Origin of the sequence: Streptomyces yatensis (assembly GCF_018069625.1) — a bacterium.
In the GTDB taxonomy this organism is placed as follows: Bacteria; Actinomycetota; Actinomycetes; order Streptomycetales; family Streptomycetaceae; genus Streptomyces; species Streptomyces yatensis.
The window spans coordinates 6,306,459-6,323,823 of sequence record NZ_CP072941.1; the positions used below are offsets into that span (position 1 = coordinate 6,306,459).

Here is a 17,365-nt window from a genome sequence, read left to right on the forward strand (position 1 = left end):
AGGTACGGTCATGGCGTGAGTGCGAACACGACCCATGACAAGCTGCCCATCCGGATGCTGCACGACCGTGTGCTGGTCCGCACCGACATTCCGGAGGGCGAGCGCCGGTCGTCCGGCGGCATCGTCATCCCCGCCACCGCGGCGGTCGGCAGGCGGCTGGCCTGGGCCGAGGTGGTCGCGGTCGGGCAGAGCGTACGGACCGTGGAGCCCGGTGACCGGGTGCTCTACGACCCGGAGGACCGGGCCGAGGTCGAGGTCCGCGGGGTCGCCTACGTCCTGATGCGGGAGCGAGATCTGCACGCGGTGGCCGCCGAGCGGCTGGAGGGCGCGGAGGACTCCACGGGGCTCTACCTGTAGGGACACCGCGGGATCGGACATGCTCTACCCGTAGGGACACCGCGGGATCGGACATGACAGAGGGTGGTGACGGTCTCCGTCACCACCCTCCGCCGTTCGTGGCCCGCGGCCTCAGCCGCCCACCGGCCCCCCTGGGCCGCCCGGATCGCCACCCGGATCACCCGGCCCGCCAGGACCGCCCGGCCCCGGCTCGGTCGTCGGCCCGCCGGTGGGGATGTCCGTCGGCGGGGTGGGGATGGTCGGGGGCGTGGTGGGCGGCGTCGGCGGGGTGTCGGTCGGCGCCGTGGGGACCGAGGTGTCCGGCGGTGCGCCGGTCGGGCGAGTGGTGACCACCGGCGGCAGGGAGCCCGGCGGCTGCTGGCCGGTCTGGGAGCCGTCGGGGGCGCTCGCCCCGTCCTCCAGCCGCAGATCGAACTCGGCCGGTGGCTTGCCGTCCAGCGCGCCCGAGGTGTACTGCGCCCAGATCTCGGCGGGATAGCCGCCGCCGTTGATCCGCTCCAGGCCCGTCGCCCCGTACAGCGGCTTCTGTACGCCGGTATTGGAGTCCTGGCCCATCACCGCGACCACGGTCGCCAGATCCGGGGTGTAGCCCGCGAACCAGGCGGCCTTGTCCTCCTCGGCGGTGCCCGTCTTGCCCGCCGCGGGGCGCTCGGCGGCCTGGGCGGCGGTGCCGGTGCCGCCGTCGACCACGCTCTGCAGTATCGAGGTGGTGGTGTCGGCGGCGCTGCGCGGGATGGCCTGCCGGTTCTCCCGGTCCGGGAGATCGACCCGCGCCCCGTCCTTGGTGACCTCCTCGACCAGGCTGTACCTGCCGTGCTCGCCGTGGTTGGCGAGGGTCGCGTACGCCTCGGTCATGTCCAGCACGCTCGCGGTGGCGGGGCCGAGCGCGATGGAGGGGGAGGCGTGCAGATCGGGGGTGTTCCTGGGGACGCCCAGGTCGATGGCGGTCTGCTTGACCTTGGCGGGGCCGACGTCCTGGGCCATCTGCGCGTACACCGAGTTCACGGAGTTGTCGGTGGCCGTGGTGACGTCGATGTCGCCGTAGTCGACGTCGTCCTCGTTGGCGGGAGAGTAGCCGGTGGGCCCCTCCGGGCCGATGACCTCGCGCTTGTTGTCGCCGTTGTAGAGGGTGTCCGGGGTGATCGTCTGACCGTCCTGGGTGGTGGACCCGTAGCGCACCGCCGAGGTGAAGACGAATGGCTTGAACGTGGATCCCACCTGGTAGTCACGGCGGGTCGCGTTGTTGACGAACTGCTTGGTGTAGTCGATCCCGCCGTAGAGCGCGACCACCTTCCCGGTCTTCGGGTCGATCGAGGCGCCGCCCGCGCGGACATAGCGGTCGACCTTGCGGTCCTCCGGGCTGAGCTTGCTCATCAGCCGGTCGCGCACGGCCTCGGCGAAGGCGTCCTGCTTCTTCTTGTCGATCGTGGTGGTGATGCGGTAGCCGCCGCGCGCCAGGGTCTGCTCGTCGATGATCCCGTTGCTGGTGAGGTAGTCCTCGACGGCCTCGACGAGATAGCCGCGCTGGCCGGACATGCCGGAGGGGGCCCTGGCCTCGGAGGGCGCGGGGAAGGTCATCTTCTGCCGGTCGGCCCTGGTCAGCCAGCCCTTCTTCACCATGCCGTCCAGGACGTAGTGCCAGCGGGCCGTGGCCCGACCCTTGTTCTGGGGATGGGCGACGATGTCGTAGGAGCTGGGGGCGTTCAGCAGGGTCGCCAGATACGCGCCCTGGGCGGTGTCGAGCTCGCCGATGTCCTTGCCGTAGTACGCCTGGGCGGCGGCCTGGATGCCGTAGGCGTTGCGCCCGAAGTAGCTGGTGTTGAGGTAGCCCTCGAGGATCTTGTCCTTGCTCACCTCCCGGTCCAGCTTGATCGCGATGAAGAACTCCTTGGCCTTGCGGGTAACCGTCTGTTCCTGGTCCAGGTAGTAGTTCTTCACGTACTGCTGGGTGATGGTGGAGCCGGACTGCTTGCCCTTGCCGGTGGCGGTGTTCCAGGCGGCCCGGACCATCGCCTCGGGGTTGATGGCCGACTCCGAGTAGAAGTCCCGGTCCTCGGCCGCGAGCACCGCGTGCTGGATCCGCTTGGGCACCTGGCTGAGCTGGACGTTCTCCCGGTTGACCTTGCCCTCGCGGGCCAGCTGGGAGCCGTCGGAGTAGAGGTAGACATTGCTCTGGGCGATCGCGGCTCTGTTCGCCGGGGGGATGTCGACGAGCAGATAGCCGGTGACGAGCCCGCCCGCGATCAGCAGGACGATCAGGAGGAAGCCGCCGAGGACCATGCGCCAGGTGGGCAGCAGCCGGCGCCATCCGGTGCGCTGGGGACGGCCCTTTCTGCCCTTGGCCGGTTTGCCCGCGGGGAGGCCGTCCGCGTGGTGCGGCGTGTCGTGGTTGCCATCGTCGATGCCGGGCCGGGCACCCGTTCCGGCCGCGCCACCGTCGATCAACTGGGGCTCGTCGCTCATGTCTCCTGAGACTCCTCGGCCGCCGTCGAGGGTTGCGCGGCGGCAGGATCGTGCACGGTCGGGCGATTCGCGTCGTACGCCCGATAAAACACTGTCGCATCATCCGTTCCGGGCCGAGGACGTGGCGCGCACCCGTGACTGGTCTGTGACCGGCCATATGGATGATTCCGCTCACACCATCCGGTGAATATTGCCTGGCCGTCCCTCCGGTCACCCCACTAGGCTCCGGATTTTGGCGCCGGCCGGGCGCCGCGGTCGGGGGAGGGAGGGGCGGGGCGGATGCGGCTGTACGCGGCTGTCGCGGTCAGCGGCTTCAAACGCTACGCGACGTATCGGGTCGCCACCGTGGCCGGGGTCTTCACCAATACCGTTTTCGGCTTCATCCTCGCCTACACCTACACCGCGCTGTGGGACGAGCGGCCGCACCTCGGCGGCTACGACCTCGCCCAGGCGCTGACCTTCGTCTGGCTCGGCCAGGCGCTGCTGGCGGCCGTCGGGCTGCTGGGCGGCGGCTTCGAGGAGGAGCTGCAGGAGCGCATCCGCTCCGGTGACATCGCCGTGGACCTCTACCGCCCCGTCGACCTCCAGACCTGGTGGCTGGCCGCCGAGCTCGGCCGGGCGCTGTTCCAGCTGCTGGGGCGCGGCGTGGTGCCGATGGCGGTCGGGGCGCTGGTCTTCGAACTCCGCATGCCCGCCTCGCCCTTGACCTGGCTGTGGTTCCTGCTGTCGGTGGCGCTCGCGGTGTGCGTCGGCTTCGCGGTGCGCTATGTGGTCTCGCTCGCCTCCTTCTGGCTGCTGGACGGGACGGGGCTGTCGATGCTGAGCGGGCTGCTGTGCCTGTTCTTCTCCGGGATGATCCTGCCGCTCAATGTCTTCCCCGGGCAGCTGGGCGAGATCGCCCGCGCGCTGCCCTGGGCGGCGATGCTCCAGGTGCCCGCGGATGTCTTCCTGGAGGAGCACCGGGGGGCGGGGCTGCTGGCGGCCTTCGTCTTCCAGGCGGGGTGGATGGTGGTGCTGCTGGCGGCCGGGCGGGTGCTGCAGTCGGTGGCGACCCGGAAGGTGGTGGTCCAGGGTGGCTGAGTCGGCCGTGTCCGCCGGGCTGCGGGCCTACGTCCTGATCGTCGGGATGTGGGTGCGCTCCACGATGGCGTACCGCACCTCGTTCCTGATCATGACGCTGGGGAACCTCCTCGCGACCGGCCTGGACTTCGTCGCGATCGCGCTGATGTTCACCCACATCGGGCAACTGGGCGGCTTCACCCTTGACGAGGTGGCCTTCCTCTACGGCACCACCAGCGTCGCCTTCGGCCTCGCCGATCTCACGCTGGGCAGCATGGGCCGGCTGGGCCGGCGGGTGCGCGACGGCACGATGGACACCCTGCTGGTGCGGCCGGTGCCGATACTCGCCCAGGTCGCCGCCGACCGCTTCGCGCTGCGCCGGCTGGGCCGGATCACTCAGGGGGCGGTGCTGCTCGGCTGGTCGCTGAGCCGGCTGGACATCGACTGGACGGTGGACCGGGCGCTGCTGATGCCGGTGATGCTGCTGAGCGGGGGTGCCATCTTCGGGGCGCTGTTCGTGCTCGGCGGAGCCTTCCAGTTCTGGGCCAAGGACGCCTCCGAGGTGCAGAACGCCTTCACCTTCGGCGGGACCACGCTGCTGGAGTACCCACCGACGGTCTTCGGCAAGGAGCTGCTGCGGGGCGTCACCTTCGTCATCCCGCTGGCCTTCGTCAACTGGCTGCCGGCGCTGTACATCCTGGGCCGCCCCGATCCGCTGGGGCTCCCGGCCCGGATCGGCTTCGCGGCGCCGCTGGTCGCCTGCGGCTGCTGTGCGGTGGCGGGACTGGCCTGGCGGGCGGGGCTGCGGGCGTATCAGAGCACGGGGAGCTGAACGGGGAGTTGAGGGGAGGACGGCCATGGACGATCTGATCGAGCTCGACGGTGTCGAGAAGGTGTTCCAGGTGCGGCGCAGAGCCGGGCTGATGCGCCGTGAGCGGCGCGAGGTGCGCGCCGTGGACGGCATCAGCTTCCGGGTGCCGCGCGGCGAGATGGTGGGCTACATCGGCCCGAACGGCGCCGGGAAGTCCACCACGATCAAGATGCTGACCGGGATCCTGGTGCCCAGCGGCGGACGGCTGCGGGTCGCCGGGATCGATCCCTCCAGGGAGCGGACCCGGCTCGCGCGCCGGATCGGGGTGGTCTTCGGGCAGCGGACCACCCTGTGGTGGGATCTGCCGCTGCGCGATTCGTACGCGCTGGTGCGGCGGATGTACCGGATCCCCGACGACCGCTACCGGGAGAACCTGGACCGCTGTGTGGAACTGCTCAACCTGAGCGAGCTGTTGGACGTGCCGGTGCGTCAGCTCTCGCTCGGCCAGCGGATGCGCGGCGATATCGCGGCCGCCCTGCTGCACGACCCCGAGGTGCTCTATCTCGACGAGCCGACCATCGGGCTCGATGTGGTCAGCAAGGCGAAGGTGCGGGAGTTCCTGCGCGATGTGAACGCCGAGCAGGGCACCACCGTGCTGCTCACCACCCACGATCTGACCGATATCGAACTGCTGTGCAAGCGGGTGATGGTCATCGACCACGGCCGGCTGGTCTACGACGGCGGGCTCGACGGACTGCACGCGGTCGGGGAGAGCGAACGCACCCTCGTGGTCGACCTGGAGCAGGAGCTGCCGCCCATCGAGATCCCCGGCTCCCGGACGGTGCGGGTCGAGGGGCCCCGGCAGTGGCTGGCCTTCCCGGCGACCAGCAGCGCGGCGCCGATCGTCTCGGCGGTCGCCGACGGCTATCCGCTGGTGGACCTCTCGGTGCGCGAGCCCGAGATCGAGGACGTGATCGCGAGGATGCTGCACGGCGGGGCGCCGGGGCGCGGAGCGTGAGCGGGGCGGCCGGGCGCGGAGCGTGAGCGGGGCGCTGGGGCCGGTACGCGCGCACGACGGATCGGGGGCGGCGCCCCCGTACGAGATACGGGCCACGGCCGGTGCCCGCCGTTAGTCTGTCCGTATGACGAGCGCTGGTTCTTCCCAGGGGGCGAGCCCCGACCTCCCGGACCCGGCCGCGATGCGGGCTTCCGACGCCGAGCGCGAGCGGATCGCGGAGGTCCTCCGCGAGGCCGTCGCCGAAGGCCGCCTGGACATGGAGGAGTTCGACGAGCGGCTGAACGCGGCCTACACGGCGCGCACCCATGGCGAGTTGGAGCCGCTGGTACGGGACCTCCCGGTGCCCGGCAGCGCCGCGCCCGCCCCGGCGACCCCGGCCGATCCCACCGGCTGGCGGGAGCGCATCGGCGGCACCCCGACGTCCCGCATGGGGATCGCGATCATGGGCGGCTTCCAGCGCAAGGGCACCTGGACCGTGCCGCGCCGCTTCACCGCGTTCACCCTCATGGGCGGCGGCGAGATCGATCTGCGCGAGGCCCGCTTCGAGGACCGCGATGTGGTGATCCGCTGCTTCGCGCTCATGGGCGGGGTGCAGATCATCGTCCCGCCGGACCTGGAGACGCATGTCAGCGGCATCGGGCTGATGGGTGGTTTCGACCACACCGGGTCCGCCGATGGGGACCCCACCGGTCCTCGGGTGACCGTCACCGGCCTCGCGCTCTTCGGCGGGGTCAGCGTCGAGCGCAAGCTCCGCAAGGAGGAGCACAAGCGCATGAAGGAGGAGCGCCGCCGGCTGAAGGCCGAGCGCCGGGAGGAGCTGCGCACCGAGCGCCGGGAGCTGCGGGGCGCACGGCGCGATGGGCGGCGTGAGGAGCGGGAGGAGCGCCGGCTGTCCCTGGAGAAGGAACGCCGCCGCGACGACTACTAGGGCTCTTGCCGGGCTTCTGGAGAGGCCCGGGGCTGATCCGGCTGAGGGCTCCGGGCTGACCGGCTGAGCCTGCGGCGAGAGCTCGGCCTGAGCCTGCGGCTAGAGCTCGGCCGCCGTGCGGCCCCGCAGGTGGTCCAGGTCCAGCGCCCGCGCCATCGCCCGGTAGCCGTCGTCGCTCGGGTGCAGATGGTCGCCCGAGTCGTACATCGGGCGCAGCCGCAGCGGGCTGATCGGGTCGCGCAGCGCCTTGTCGAAGTCCACGACCTCGTCGAAGACCCTCCCGGCGCGGATCTGCGCGTTGACCCGCTCGCGTACGGCGTCGAGCTGGGGGGTGTAGCCGCGGTGCCCGTAGAAGGGCGTCAGGGTGGCTCCGATGACCCGCAGGCCGCGGGCGTGGGCCTGTTCGGTCAGCCGCTTCAGGCCCCACACGATCCGGTTGGGGTCGGTCTCGTGGGGGATGCGCAGTATGTCGTTGACGCCCAGTTCGACGATCACGGCCTTGACGCCCGTACGGGACAGTACGTCGCGGTCGAAGCGGGAGAGCCCGCTGGGGTTGTTGGGCGGGTACTGCGTGCCGTCGCTCAGCACGCGGTTGCCGCTGATGCCCTGGTTGAGCACGCCGAAGCGGGGCGCGCCGGGCTCGCTGCGCAGCCGCTGGGAGAGGAAGTCGGTCCACCGGTGGTTGGCCCCGGCGGTGGAGGTGATGCCGTCGGTGATCGAGTCGCCCAGCACCGCGACCGCGCCCTCGGCCTGCTTGGACCACACGTCCACGCCGGTCAGATAGCGCCAGTACGGGCTCTGCTGGGTGTAGGCGGCGCCCGCCGTGTCCTCCGTACGGTCGCCACGCGCCATGTACGACGTCTGGCGGGCGTGCGGATGGTAGGTGACGGAGCCGGACGCCTGCGGGGTGTAGGTGGTGACCAGCAGATCGGCCGCGTCCGGGACGGCGAGCCGCGCCGGGTCGCTGGTGACGGCCTTACCGGGCGGGATCGTCACCCAGGAGCGGTTGTTGAAGGTGAGGCGGCGCATGGTGCCGGTCGCCGCGGTGGGGTTGCTGGGCGCGGCGGCCAGCGCCACCGAGGCATGCGTGATCGTCAGCGGACGGCTGCTGTAGAAGTTGGAGAGCTGGATCCGGGCACTGGTGCCGCCGATGGTGGTGTGCACCACGTTCCGTATCGACATGCCCGACAGGCCGCGCAGCGTCCGCGGCTCGGCGGCCGCCGCCGAGGTGGACCAGGTGCCCACCCAGGACCCGGCCGAGGCCGGGTCGGCCGAGCCGCGGGCCCCCTGCGCACGGGAGTCCGTACCGCCCTTGTCACCACCGAGCCCGATGAATATCGCGGTGGAGACGAGGATCACCACAGCCGCCAGCGCAGCGAGCACGGCATACCCCGTGCGTCTGGGCATTGGGGGCATGCTCATGAGCGGGTTGTCTCCTCGGGCGGACGGAGCCCGAGGCTCCGGAAGTGGACGGGAACGGCGGGTGGTGTCCGGCAGCGCCGATGCGGTCCGGTCGGTGACTCATGATCCCATGGTGGGACCCGGCTCCGCCTGTCGGCCTGCCCCCAATGTGCTGGGTCGCTCCCCCAGACAGACGACGGGAACTCACCGTACGTTCCACCCATGGGCGACTGAGACCGGAAAGAGACAATGCATGAGGGGACGGGTCGACCGGGTGGAGCGTATGGAGCGAAGAACGACTGGTGAGACGGCGGCCCCGCCGCATCGGGGCGCGGCTGTGCCCTTCGTCACGGACAGCCCGCTGGACGTGGAGCGGCGGCGCGGAGTGCGCCGGATGAAGGCGCTCGCCACCGGCATGCTGCTCGGCGTCGCACTGGTGTACGTGCTCGCCACCTGGGCGCGCTCCTCCGGTGTCGACGGCTGGCCCGGCTATGTCGCCGCGGCCGCCGAGGCGGGCATGGTGGGCGCCCTGGCCGACTGGTTCGCGGTCACCGCGCTCTTCCGTCGGCCCATGGGGCTGCCGATTCCCCATACGGCGATCATCCCCACCAAGAAGGACCAGCTCGGGGCCAGCCTCGGGGAGTTCGTCGGGGAGAACTTCCTCTCCGGCGACGTCGTACGGATGCGGCTGCGCGCGGTCGGCATCGGCGGCCGGCTCGGCACCTGGCTCGTCCAGCCCGAGCATGCCGAGCGGGTGACGGCCGAGCTGGCGACCGCGCTGCGCGGCGCGCTCACGGTGCTGCGCGACTCCGATGTGCAGGCGGTGGTGGGCGAGGCGATCACCCGCCGGGCGGACGCCCAGGAGGTCGCGCCGGGCCTCGGCAAGCTGCTGGAGCGCGTGGTCGCGGAGGGCGGCCACCGGCGCGCCGTGGACCTGGTGTGCCTGCGGGCCCACGATTGGCTGGTGGAGCACAACGACTCGGTGATGCAGGCCGTGACCGGCGGCGCCCCCGGCTGGACGCCGCGGTTCGTGGACCGCAAGGTCGGCGACCGCGTCTACAAGGAACTGCTGCGCTTCGTCACCGAGATGCGCGATATGCCCGCCCATCCGGCGCGCGGCGCCCTGGACCGCTTCCTCACCGACTTCGCCGGGGATCTGCAGTCCGACACCGACACCCGGGCGCGGGTGGAGCGGGTGAAGAGCGAGGTGCTGGGGCGCGGCGACGTCCAGGACATCATCGCCACGGCCTGGGCCTCGGTGCGGGCGATGATCGTCACGGCGGCCGAGGACGAGCGCAGCGAGCTGCGGCAGCGGGCGCGGGCGGCGATTCTGTCGCTGGGCAGGCGGATGGTGACGGACCAACGGCTGCGGGACAAGGTCGACGGCTGGCTGGAGGACGCCGCCGTCTATGTGGTGACGACGTATCGGGACGAGATCACCTCGCTGATCACCGAGACGGTGGCGGGCTGGGACGCCGAGCACACCTCGCGGAAGATCGAGGCCCATATCGGCCGGGATCTGCAGTTCATCCGGATCAACGGCACGGTGGTGGGCGCCCTGGCCGGGCTGGTGATCTATACGGTCTCGCGGGCGCTGGGCGGATAGCCGCGCCCCGTCTCTGGCAGGTGTGCGCGGCCTGGCCTATGGTGCGCGCGTGCGACGTCGTGGAGGGCGGGCCGTGCTCGCCCGGGGGCTGTGGACGGCCGGTGAACTCGCCGTCACCCTCGGGGTCGTGGTGCTGCTCCTGGTCGTCCACCAGCTGTGGTGGACCAACCGGCAGGCGAGGGCGGGCGCACGGCACGAGGTGGGCGTACTGGAGCGGCAATGGCGCGACGGCGCCGCAGAATCCGCGACGCCGGCGCCGGGGGCGCCGCGCTCCTCCGCATCCCCCCGGGGGGACGGACGCGACCGTGACCGGGCGGCCGGAGGCGGGGGCCGCGGGCCGCGCCGGGACCAGGCGTACGCCGTGCTCCGGATCCCGCGCATCGGCCTTACGGTGCCCATCGCCGAGGGCATCGGCCGGGCGGCGGTGCTCAACAAGGGGTATGTGGGCCACTATCCGCGGACCGCCCAGCCGGGCCAGGCGGGCAATGTCGCCCTCGCGGGCCACCGCAACACCCACGGCGAGCCCTTCCGGCAACTGGACGAGGTGCGCCCGGGCGACACGGTGCGCATCGACACCGCCGACGCCCGCTTCACGTACACGGTCGAGCGCACCCTGCCGCGCACCTCGCCCGCCGACGGCACGGTGATCGCCCGGGTGCCGTACAGCTCCGCCCACCCCCGCCACCGCTACACCGAACCGGGCTACTACCTCACGCTGACGACCTGCACCCCCGAATTCACCTCCCGCTACCGCCTGGTGGTCTGGGCCCGGCTGCGGGCCGCCGCCCCACGCGCTGTCGGCGGGGGCGACTAGACTGGCGGGAGCCAGGTGGGGAGACCGGCCGGGAGAGGGGGTGTGACGGTGTCGCGACGACTGGAAGCGCTGCGCATGCAGCTGGGCGTCTGCCTGTTTCTGCTGACCGGGGTGCTGCTGGCGCAGAGCGGGGCCGTCAGCGCCGTCGCCCTCGCCGCCACGGTGGCGACCACGGCCGCCGTCGCCACGGCGCTGCTCACCTGCGCGATCCTCGCCTCCCGCGGCCGAATACCCGCCCCCGCCGGGCGGATTCGCACCGCGATACGGGACCGCGAGCGCCGTACGGCGTTCCTGCCCCAGCGGGATCCCGACGCCTCCGGACGCCCGAGGCCGCGAGCGCCGGGCCGTCGTCTGCCGACGGCCGCGTAGGCGCAACCACTTCGCCGTACGGCGGACCCCAGCCGCTCCGGCATTCGTACCGCCGCGCCACGCGGCTCGTCACGCCGATGTCTTCCTCACTCCGGCACGACGAGACCCGCGGAGGGCTCCCATGTCCCTTTTCTCTTCCCTCGGCTCCCTGCTGACCACCATGGCGGGCGGCCTCGACCCGCTCTTCGGCGCGTCCGCGGCGGCGGCCGCCATCGTCCTGTTCACGCTGTGCGTCCGCGCGGCGCTGCATCCCCTCGCCCGGGCCGCGGTGCGCGGTGAGAAGGCGCGGGCCGCGCTCGCGCCGAAGCTCACCGAGCTGAGCCGCAAGCACAAGGGCGACCCCGAGCGGCTGCGGCGCGCCATGACGGAGCTGCGGGCGAAGGAGGGCGCGTCACCGCTGGCGGGCTGTCTCCCGGCGCTCGCCCAGCTTCCCGTCTTCTTCGTGATGTACCACGTGTTCTCCACCGGCAGCGGCGCCGGAGACCTCCTCGACCACACGCTCGCCGGGGCCCCGCTCGGCGACCGGTGGGGCGGGGCGCTCAGCGGTGCGCCGGGTCTGGTCTACCTCGGGCTCTTCGCACTGATCGCGGCCGTGGCGACCTGGACGTACCTCCGCGCCCGCAGGACGACCGCCCCCGGGGCGCCCGGAGTGGCCCGGGCGCTGCCGCTGCTGTCGTTCGGGACCCTCGTCACCGCCGCCGTGGTCCCGCTGGCGGCGGCGCTGTACCTGGCGACCAGCACCACCTGGACGGCGGTGGAGCGGGCCCTGCTGCACCGCGGATGACGGGCACCCATGGCGGGGCCGTGGCGGGGCCCGCGACGGGCGCCCGCAACGGCGCCCGTCGAAGTCATGAGTGAAACCGCCGTCCCAGTCCGTGAATGAGGTCTTGCGGGCTGGACGCCCCTGAAGGGAGGATCGATCAGCCGGTAGGCGCCTCGCACCGGCCTGTGACCTCGGGAGTCTTGGGATGAAACTGCTGCGAGTCGGACCGACGGGCGCGGAACGCCCCGCGCTGCTCGATCAGAACGGCACCTTGCGCGATCTGTCCGCCCTGGTCCCGGACATCGACGGCGCGCTCCTCGCCGACGAGGTCGCCCTCGCGCGGCTGCGCGCGGCGGCGGCCGCCGAGGGCGACGACGCGCTGCCGGTGATCGAGGACGGCGGGGTGCGGATCGGCCCGCCGCTCGGCCGGATCGGCAAGATCGTGTGCATCGGGCTGAACTACCACGACCACGCCGCCGAGACCGGGGCCAGCGCCCCCGAAGAGCCCATCATCTTCATGAAGGCCCCGGACACGGTCGTCGGCCCCGATGACACGGTCCTCGTGCCGCGCGGCAGCGTGAAGACCGACTGGGAGGTCGAACTCGCCGTCGTCATCGGCCGCACCGCCCGCTACCTCGACTCCGACGAGGCCGCCCTCGCCTCGGTCGCGGGCTATGCGATCGCCCACGACGTCTCCGAGCGCGCCTTCCAGATCGAGCGCGGCGGCCAGTGGGACAAGGGCAAGAACTGCGAGACGTTCAACCCCCTGGGCCCCTGGCTGGTGACCGCCGACGAGATCCCCGACCCGCAGGCCCTGGGCCTGCGCCTGTGGGTCAACGGCGAGGTCAAGCAGGACGGCACCACCGCGGACCAGATCTTCGGGGTGGCCCATGTGGTCCGCTACCTCAGCCAGTTCATGACCCTCTACCCCGGCGATGTCATCAGCACCGGCACCCCGGCGGGCGTGGCCATGGGCCGCCCCGAGCCCAAGCCGTACCTCCGCTCCGGCGATGTCGTCGAGCTCGAGATCGACGGGCTGGGGCGCCAGCGCCAGGAGTTCAAGGACGCGTAGCCGGATGCCGGGCCCGGACGCCGGGCCCGGACGCCGGGCCCGGACGCCGGGCCCGGACGCCGGGCCCGGATACCGGTCGGGCGGCCCGGTCGGGGCCGCCCCTCCGCATGCCCGCCTCAGGCCGTCGCCGCCAGATAGCGCTCCAGCGCCTCCACCACCAGCGCGTGGTCCTCGGCCTGCGGCAGCCCCGAGACGGCGACCGCGCCGATGACACCCGTGCCCGTCACGTGGAGGGGGAAGGCGCCGCCGTGCGCGGCGTACCGGTCGGGGTCGAGGCGGGAGGACTCCTCGAAGCTCGCGCCCTTGGCGCGGAAGCGGGCGCCGACCAGGTACGAGCTCGCCCCGTAGCGCTCCACGACCCGGCACTTGCGCTCCAGCCAGGCGTCGTTGTCGGGGGAGGTGCCCGGCAGGGCGCGGTGGAAGAGCCGCTGACCGGCCCGGTGGATGCCGATCGTGACGGCGGCGCCGCGCTCCTGGGCCAGGTCGGCGATGAGACAGCCCAGACGCCAGGCGTCGTCGTTGTCGAAGCGGGGCAGGCGCAGCCGGCGCTCCTGCTCCTCGATGCGGGATATCAGCTCGGCGTGCTCGCTCATGCGGGGACCTCGATCCGGACGGTACGGCGCTCCGCGGCCGACACCCGGGCCGCCTCCAGCACATGCAGGGCGGCCGCGGCCTCGGCGGCGGTGACCGGCGGCGGGGTGCCGTCGCGGAGGGCGGCGGCGACGGCGGCGTAGTACGCGGGGTAGTCGCCCTGGAGGGTCGGCACCGGGACCCCGCCGCCGGTCAGCGGGGACTCCCCGGCGCCCAGCCGGCCCCATTCGCTCTCCGGCTCGACGCCCCATGCGGCGGACGGGTCGCCGGGGCGCAGCCCCTCGCGCAGGGCGGCCTCCTGCGGGTCGAGGCCGTACTTCACATAGCCCGAACCGCTGCCCAGCACCCGGAAGCGCGGGCCGAGCTGGGCGGTGATCGCGCTCATCCACAGATGGGAGCGGACCCCGCTGGTGTGGGTGAGGGCGATGAAGGTGTCGTCGTCGGTCTGCGCCCCGGGGCGGCGCACATCGACCTCGGCGTAGACGGACTCGACGGGGCCGAAGAGGGTGAGCGCCTGGTCGACGAGGTGGCTGCCCAGGTCGTACAGCAGTCCGCCGACCTCGGCCGGGTCGCCGGACTCCCGCCAGCCGCCCTTGAGCTGCGGCCGCCACCGCTCGAAGCGGGACTCGAAGCGCTGCACGTCGCCGAGCGCGCCCTCGGCGAGCAGCTTGCGGAGGGTGAGGAAGTCGTTGTCCCAGCGGCGGTTCTGGAAGACGCTCAGCAGCAGCCCGCGGGCCTCGGCGAGCGCGGCCAGCTCCTCGGCCTCGGCGGCGGTGGCGGCCAGCGGCTTGTCCACGACGACCGGCAGCCCCGCCTCGAGGGCGGTGCGGGCGAGCGGCACATGGGTGCGGTTCGGGGAGGCGATGACGATCAGGTCCAGCTCATCCGCCCGGCCCCACAGCTCATCGGCGGAGTCCGCGAAACGAACCTCGGGGAACTCGGCGCGTGCCTGCCGCTGCCGCTCCGGGCTGGAGGTGACGATGGTGTCCAGCACCAGTCCCTCGGTGGCCGCGATCAAGGGGGCGTGGAAGACGGATCCGGCCAGGCCGTAGCCGATCAGTCCCACGCGGACGGTGCTGCTGTCATCCATGGCATCCATGAAGGCCACTTTGGCAACAGTGTTGCCAAAGTGCAAGCGGTGGCCACAATGGAGGGGTGAACAGCACCATGTCGGGGGCGGCCGGGCCCGGAGCCAATCTGACCGCCCTGCGCAGCCATAACGCCGCGCTCGTCCTGCGTCTGCTGCGCGACGCGGGCGAGGACGGCGTCAGCCGACCGGAGCTGGCCGGCCACACCGGCCTCACCCCCCAGGCCGTCAGCAAGATCACGGCGCGGCTGAGGACGGAGGGGCTGGCGGTGGAGGCCGGTCAGCGCGCCTCGACCGGCGGCAAACCGCCCGCCGTGCTCCGCCTGGTCCCGGGCGCCCGCCATGCGATCGGGCTGCACCTGGACCGCGATGAGCTGACGGCCGTTCTCGTCGACCTCGCGGGCACACCGGTCGCCGCCCGCACCGCCCCCTTCGACTTCGGCGCGGGGGCGGAGGAAGCGCTCACGGCGGCCACCGCCGAGGTCAGGGCGCTCCTCGCGGACGCCTGCACCGACCTTGCGGCTGGGACCGGCCTTGACACGGGGACCGGCCTTGCCGCCGGGACCGGCCTTACGGAGACCGGCGCGGAGACGGGTGGCGCGATCGGCGGCGCGGCGGGCGGCGGGCTGGCGGGCGGGTTGGCGGGCGGGCTGCTCGGCGTCGGCGTCGCCGCGCCCGGACCGCTCGACCACGGCTCGGGCGTGCTGCACCGCGTCACCGGCTTCCCCCAGTGGGACGGCTTCCCGCTGCGCGACGCGCTCGCCGAGCGGCTCGGCCTGCCCGTCGTCCTCGACAAGGACACCAATGCCGCGGCGCTCGGGCTGGTGACCGCCGGGACCGCCCCATCGGCCGCGTATCTCCATCTGGGCACCGGCCTCGGCGCCGGTCTGATGCTCGGCGGGGAGGTGTACCGCGGGGCGCGGACCGACGCGGGCGAGTTCGGGCATCAGGTGATCCAGCTCGACGGGCCGCCCTGCGAATGCGGCAATCGCGGCTGCCTGGAGGCGCTGTGCCTGGCCGCCGTCGCACGCGACGACCATACGGACGCGGCGCGGCTGCTCGGCGTCGGCGCGGCCAACCTCGTACGGCTCCTCGACATCGACCGGGTGCTGCTGGGCGGCCGGGTGGTGCTGGCCGACCCCGAGCCCTACGTTCGCGGTGTGGCCACGATGATCGCCGAGGACTCCGCCCGCGCCAGCCGCCTCACCGTGCCCGTGGATGTCGTGGAGCGGGGCGGGCGGGCCGTCGTCGAGGGCGCCGCCCGGCTCGTCCTCGCACCGCTGTTCGCACTGGGCTGATCGAGGGGGATCCTGACCGCCAGTCGGGGGCAATCCGGGGCTGGTGCGGTGTGTCGGCGTGCGGACGCGGAATGTAGCGCAGTGCTCGGGGAAACCCCGCACAGCAGAGGTCACTCATGCGCTTGCCCACCGCACTGTCCCTACGAGCTGTCCTTCCGGCGGCCGCGCTCGCGGTCGCCCCCGCCCTCTATGGAATCCCGGTGCACGCCGCCGAGGCCGAGTCCGCCGCCTGCGGGGGCCGGAACGCCTCCGACTTCCCGATCGAAGCCCATCTGCGCGATGGGCCGGATCAGTACGCCCGGGGCGGCGGCTGGCGCGGCTGGCACCTCGAACTGCGCAATGCCACGGACACCGGCTGCCGCGCCATCCACCCCATCGCCGTCCTGATCGACGAGGCCCGTGAACTGCGGCCCCGCCATATTGGTTTCGAGTTCCTGGACCCGGCCGCGGAGGGCGGCGCCACCTGGCGGGCCGTCTCCTTCCAGACGACGGACGAGGACGAGAACATCGGCGTCTTCGACAACAGCCATTTCAAGGGTTTCACCGTGCCCGCGCACAAGACCGTCGACGTGCAGGTGCGTACGCGCTTCACCGAGGACGCGCCCGAGGGGCCGGTGACGGCCAACGCCATCGCCGTACAGCGGCGCGCGGACGACGGCGACTGGGTGGGGCAGTCGAACGACTACGCGTTCCGCATCGGCCCGGCGGCGACGGGGGCGGCCGCGGGCACCGGTTCGGGCACGGCTTCGGATACCGGCGCGGGTACGGAGGCCGGGGCGGGTACGGAGGCCCTGACCGGTACCGGAACGCGGACGAGGGCGGCTACGGGCGCCGTCAGGGACAGGGAGACGGACGCCGGTGCCGACGCCGGTGCCGCCACCGACGGAGCCGAGACCAAGCCCGCGCCGCGGCCGACCACCCGCTCCAAGAGCCCCACGGCCGTTCCGACGCGAACGCCCGAGAAGACCCGGCCCTCCGCCGCGCCGAGCCGGACGCCGAGCGCCGGCGCAAGCCATGAGGAGAGCCATCCGGCCACGGTGCCGCCCCGTGCCGACAGCGACGCTGATGCCGACGCGGAGGCGGACGCCGACGTCGGCGCGGAGGCCGACGCCGATACCGATCCCAGTGCCGAGACGGACACGGGGACCGGAGTGGATGCCGAGAAGGATACGGATACGGGTACCGATGCGGGTACCGATACCGAGGTGGGTGCGGATGCCGACGCGGACGCGGACCTCGGCTCGGACGCGGACGCCGACGCGGGTACCGACCTCGACGAGGGCCTCGACGCGGACACCGATCTCGGTACGGACACCGACCTGGGCACCGACACCGAGCTGGGCACGGAGACCGACGACCCCAGCGCCGAATCCGACCTGGGCACCGAGACGGACCTGGGCACCGACCCCGGAGCCGAGACCGATCCGGGCGCCGAAACCGACCCCGGAGCGGAGACCGACCCCGGAGCGGAGACCGACCCCGGAGCCGAAACCGACCCCGGACGGGACCCCCAAGCCGACCCCAGCACCGGCACCGGCACCGGCACGGATGGACGTCATGAGGAGGACGGCGGCCACGAGCGCGAGCGGGTGCCCGAACTCGCCGCGACGGGTCGTCACACCGCGCTGCTCGCGGGGCTCGGCGTCATCAGCGCCGCGCTCGTGACCTGCGGCACCGTCCTCGTGGTGAAATCCCGGCGTTCGGGGACCTGAAGCCCCGACGTCCCCG

At 72.7% G+C, this 17,365-nt stretch carries 16 protein-coding genes; 12 read left to right on the top strand and 4 right to left on the bottom strand.

The genetic code is table 11. The features are described from left to right. Positions 1–54 precede the first annotated feature (54 nt). The gene (locus J8403_RS26520) at positions 55–357 is read left to right on the top strand and encodes a GroES family chaperonin (RefSeq protein WP_052393151.1); all 303 of its coding nucleotides are present in this window, start codon (positions 55–57) and stop codon (positions 355–357) included. Positions 358–468: 111 nt separating this feature from the next. On the opposite strand, the gene J8403_RS26525 is transcribed toward J8403_RS26520, so the two are convergent. Beyond that, on the bottom strand, positions 469–2,820 hold the full coding sequence (locus J8403_RS26525) for a transglycosylase domain-containing protein (protein WP_211125347.1): 2,352 nt from the start codon (positions 2,818–2,820) through the stop codon (positions 469–471). Between the two features lie 279 nt (positions 2,821–3,099). On the opposite strand from J8403_RS26525, the gene J8403_RS26530 reads away from it, so the two are divergent. The 4 genes from J8403_RS26530 to J8403_RS26545 all read left to right on the top strand — a co-directional run bounded on the left by J8403_RS26530 (position 3,100) and on the right by J8403_RS26545 (position 6,636). Further along, positions 3,100–3,900 (top strand): ABC transporter permease, encoded by an 801-nt coding sequence (locus tag J8403_RS26530; protein ID WP_211125348.1) that lies wholly within the window; start codon positions 3,100–3,102, stop codon positions 3,898–3,900. A 46-nt stretch (positions 3,901–3,946) separates the two neighbouring features. Further along, the gene (locus tag J8403_RS26535) at positions 3,947–4,711 is read left to right on the top strand and encodes an ABC transporter permease (RefSeq protein WP_246586377.1); all 765 of its coding nucleotides are present in this window, start codon (positions 3,947–3,949) and stop codon (positions 4,709–4,711) included. Between the two features lie 25 nt (positions 4,712–4,736). Then, positions 4,737–5,708, top strand: coding sequence for an ABC transporter ATP-binding protein (locus J8403_RS26540; RefSeq protein ID WP_211125350.1), 972 nt, complete (start codon positions 4,737–4,739; stop codon positions 5,706–5,708). Between the two features lie 124 nt (positions 5,709–5,832). Continuing rightward, positions 5,833–6,636: a DUF1707 SHOCT-like domain-containing protein gene (locus J8403_RS26545; protein ID WP_246586000.1), complete on the top strand. Its 804-nt coding sequence runs from the start codon at positions 5,833–5,835 to the stop codon at positions 6,634–6,636. A 99-nt stretch (positions 6,637–6,735) separates the two neighbouring features. Here J8403_RS26545 and J8403_RS26550 read toward each other — a convergent pair whose 3' ends face one another. Continuing rightward, positions 6,736–8,043: an SGNH/GDSL hydrolase family protein gene (locus tag J8403_RS26550; RefSeq protein ID WP_211125351.1), complete on the bottom strand. Its 1,308-nt coding sequence runs from the start codon at positions 8,041–8,043 to the stop codon at positions 6,736–6,738. A gap of 277 nt (positions 8,044–8,320) precedes the next feature. Between J8403_RS26550 and J8403_RS26555 the strand changes: the two genes are divergently transcribed. The 5 genes from J8403_RS26555 to J8403_RS26575 all read left to right on the top strand — a co-directional run bounded on the left by J8403_RS26555 (position 8,321) and on the right by J8403_RS26575 (position 12,661). After that, positions 8,321–9,643, top strand: a complete 1,323-nt coding sequence (locus tag J8403_RS26555; protein WP_246586001.1) for a DUF445 domain-containing protein — start codon at positions 8,321–8,323, stop codon at positions 9,641–9,643. A 49-nt stretch (positions 9,644–9,692) separates the two neighbouring features. Beyond that, positions 9,693–10,457, top strand: coding sequence for a class E sortase (locus tag J8403_RS26560; RefSeq protein ID WP_211125353.1), 765 nt, complete (start codon positions 9,693–9,695; stop codon positions 10,455–10,457). Between the two features lie 48 nt (positions 10,458–10,505). After that, complete coding sequence (locus J8403_RS26565; protein WP_388593263.1) at positions 10,506–10,826, top strand: DUF6412 domain-containing protein; 321 nt, start codon at positions 10,506–10,508, stop codon at positions 10,824–10,826. 121 nt (positions 10,827–10,947) lie between these two features. Continuing rightward, on the top strand, positions 10,948–11,610 hold the full coding sequence (locus J8403_RS26570; protein WP_211125354.1) for a YidC/Oxa1 family membrane protein insertase: 663 nt from the start codon (positions 10,948–10,950) through the stop codon (positions 11,608–11,610). A gap of 184 nt (positions 11,611–11,794) precedes the next feature. After that, positions 11,795–12,661 (top strand): fumarylacetoacetate hydrolase family protein, encoded by an 867-nt coding sequence (locus J8403_RS26575; RefSeq protein ID WP_211125355.1) that lies wholly within the window; start codon positions 11,795–11,797, stop codon positions 12,659–12,661. Between the two features lie 116 nt (positions 12,662–12,777). Here the strand turns inward: J8403_RS26575 and J8403_RS26580 are convergent, their stop codons facing one another. Both J8403_RS26580 and J8403_RS26585 read right to left on the bottom strand, forming a co-directional pair. After that, positions 12,778–13,254 (bottom strand): heme-degrading domain-containing protein, encoded by a 477-nt coding sequence (locus J8403_RS26580; RefSeq protein ID WP_211125356.1) that lies wholly within the window; start codon positions 13,252–13,254, stop codon positions 12,778–12,780. Continuing rightward, a complete protein-coding gene (locus J8403_RS26585) occupies positions 13,251–14,351 on the bottom strand; it encodes a Gfo/Idh/MocA family protein (protein WP_211125357.1) in 1,101 nt (366 codons plus the stop codon). Before J8403_RS26585 ends, J8403_RS26580 begins: the two co-directional genes overlap by 4 nt. Before the next feature lie 68 nt (positions 14,352–14,419). Here J8403_RS26585 and J8403_RS26590 point away from each other — a divergent pair, with 68 nt between their 5' ends. Together J8403_RS26590 and J8403_RS26595 are read left to right on the top strand one after the other, a co-directional pair. Further along, positions 14,420–15,637, top strand: coding sequence for an ROK family transcriptional regulator (locus J8403_RS26590; RefSeq protein ID WP_211128440.1), 1,218 nt, complete (start codon positions 14,420–14,422; stop codon positions 15,635–15,637). Positions 15,638–15,753: 116 nt separating this feature from the next. Continuing rightward, positions 15,754–17,349: a hypothetical protein gene (locus J8403_RS26595; RefSeq protein WP_211125358.1), complete on the top strand. Its 1,596-nt coding sequence runs from the start codon at positions 15,754–15,756 to the stop codon at positions 17,347–17,349. Positions 17,350–17,365 lie beyond the last annotated feature (16 nt).

Coding starts and splice junctions, on each gene's coding strand:
- J8403_RS26590 (WP_211128440.1), top strand. CDS start 14,420: ATGTCGGGGGCGGCCGGGCCCGGAGCCAATCTGACCGCCCTGCGCAGC.
- J8403_RS26520 (WP_052393151.1), top strand. CDS start 55: ATGCTGCACGACCGTGTGCTGGTCCGCACCGACATTCCGGAGGGCGAG.
- J8403_RS26585 (WP_211125357.1), bottom strand. CDS start 14,351: ATGGATGCCATGGATGACAGCAGCACCGTCCGCGTGGGACTGATCGGC.
- J8403_RS26580 (WP_211125356.1), bottom strand. CDS start 13,254: ATGAGCGAGCACGCCGAGCTGATATCCCGCATCGAGGAGCAGGAGCGC.
- J8403_RS26540 (WP_211125350.1), top strand. CDS start 4,737: ATGGACGATCTGATCGAGCTCGACGGTGTCGAGAAGGTGTTCCAGGTG.
- J8403_RS26595 (WP_211125358.1), top strand. CDS start 15,754: ATGCGCTTGCCCACCGCACTGTCCCTACGAGCTGTCCTTCCGGCGGCC.
- J8403_RS26545 (WP_246586000.1), top strand. CDS start 5,833: ATGACGAGCGCTGGTTCTTCCCAGGGGGCGAGCCCCGACCTCCCGGAC.
- J8403_RS26570 (WP_211125354.1), top strand. CDS start 10,948: ATGTCCCTTTTCTCTTCCCTCGGCTCCCTGCTGACCACCATGGCGGGC.
- J8403_RS26575 (WP_211125355.1), top strand. CDS start 11,795: ATGAAACTGCTGCGAGTCGGACCGACGGGCGCGGAACGCCCCGCGCTG.
- J8403_RS26535 (WP_246586377.1), top strand. CDS start 3,947: ATGTGGGTGCGCTCCACGATGGCGTACCGCACCTCGTTCCTGATCATG.
- J8403_RS26525 (WP_211125347.1), bottom strand. CDS start 2,820: ATGAGCGACGAGCCCCAGTTGATCGACGGTGGCGCGGCCGGAACGGGT.
- J8403_RS26555 (WP_246586001.1), top strand. CDS start 8,321: ATGGAGCGAAGAACGACTGGTGAGACGGCGGCCCCGCCGCATCGGGGC.
- J8403_RS26530 (WP_211125348.1), top strand. CDS start 3,100: ATGCGGCTGTACGCGGCTGTCGCGGTCAGCGGCTTCAAACGCTACGCG.
- J8403_RS26550 (WP_211125351.1), bottom strand. CDS start 8,043: ATGCCCAGACGCACGGGGTATGCCGTGCTCGCTGCGCTGGCGGCTGTG.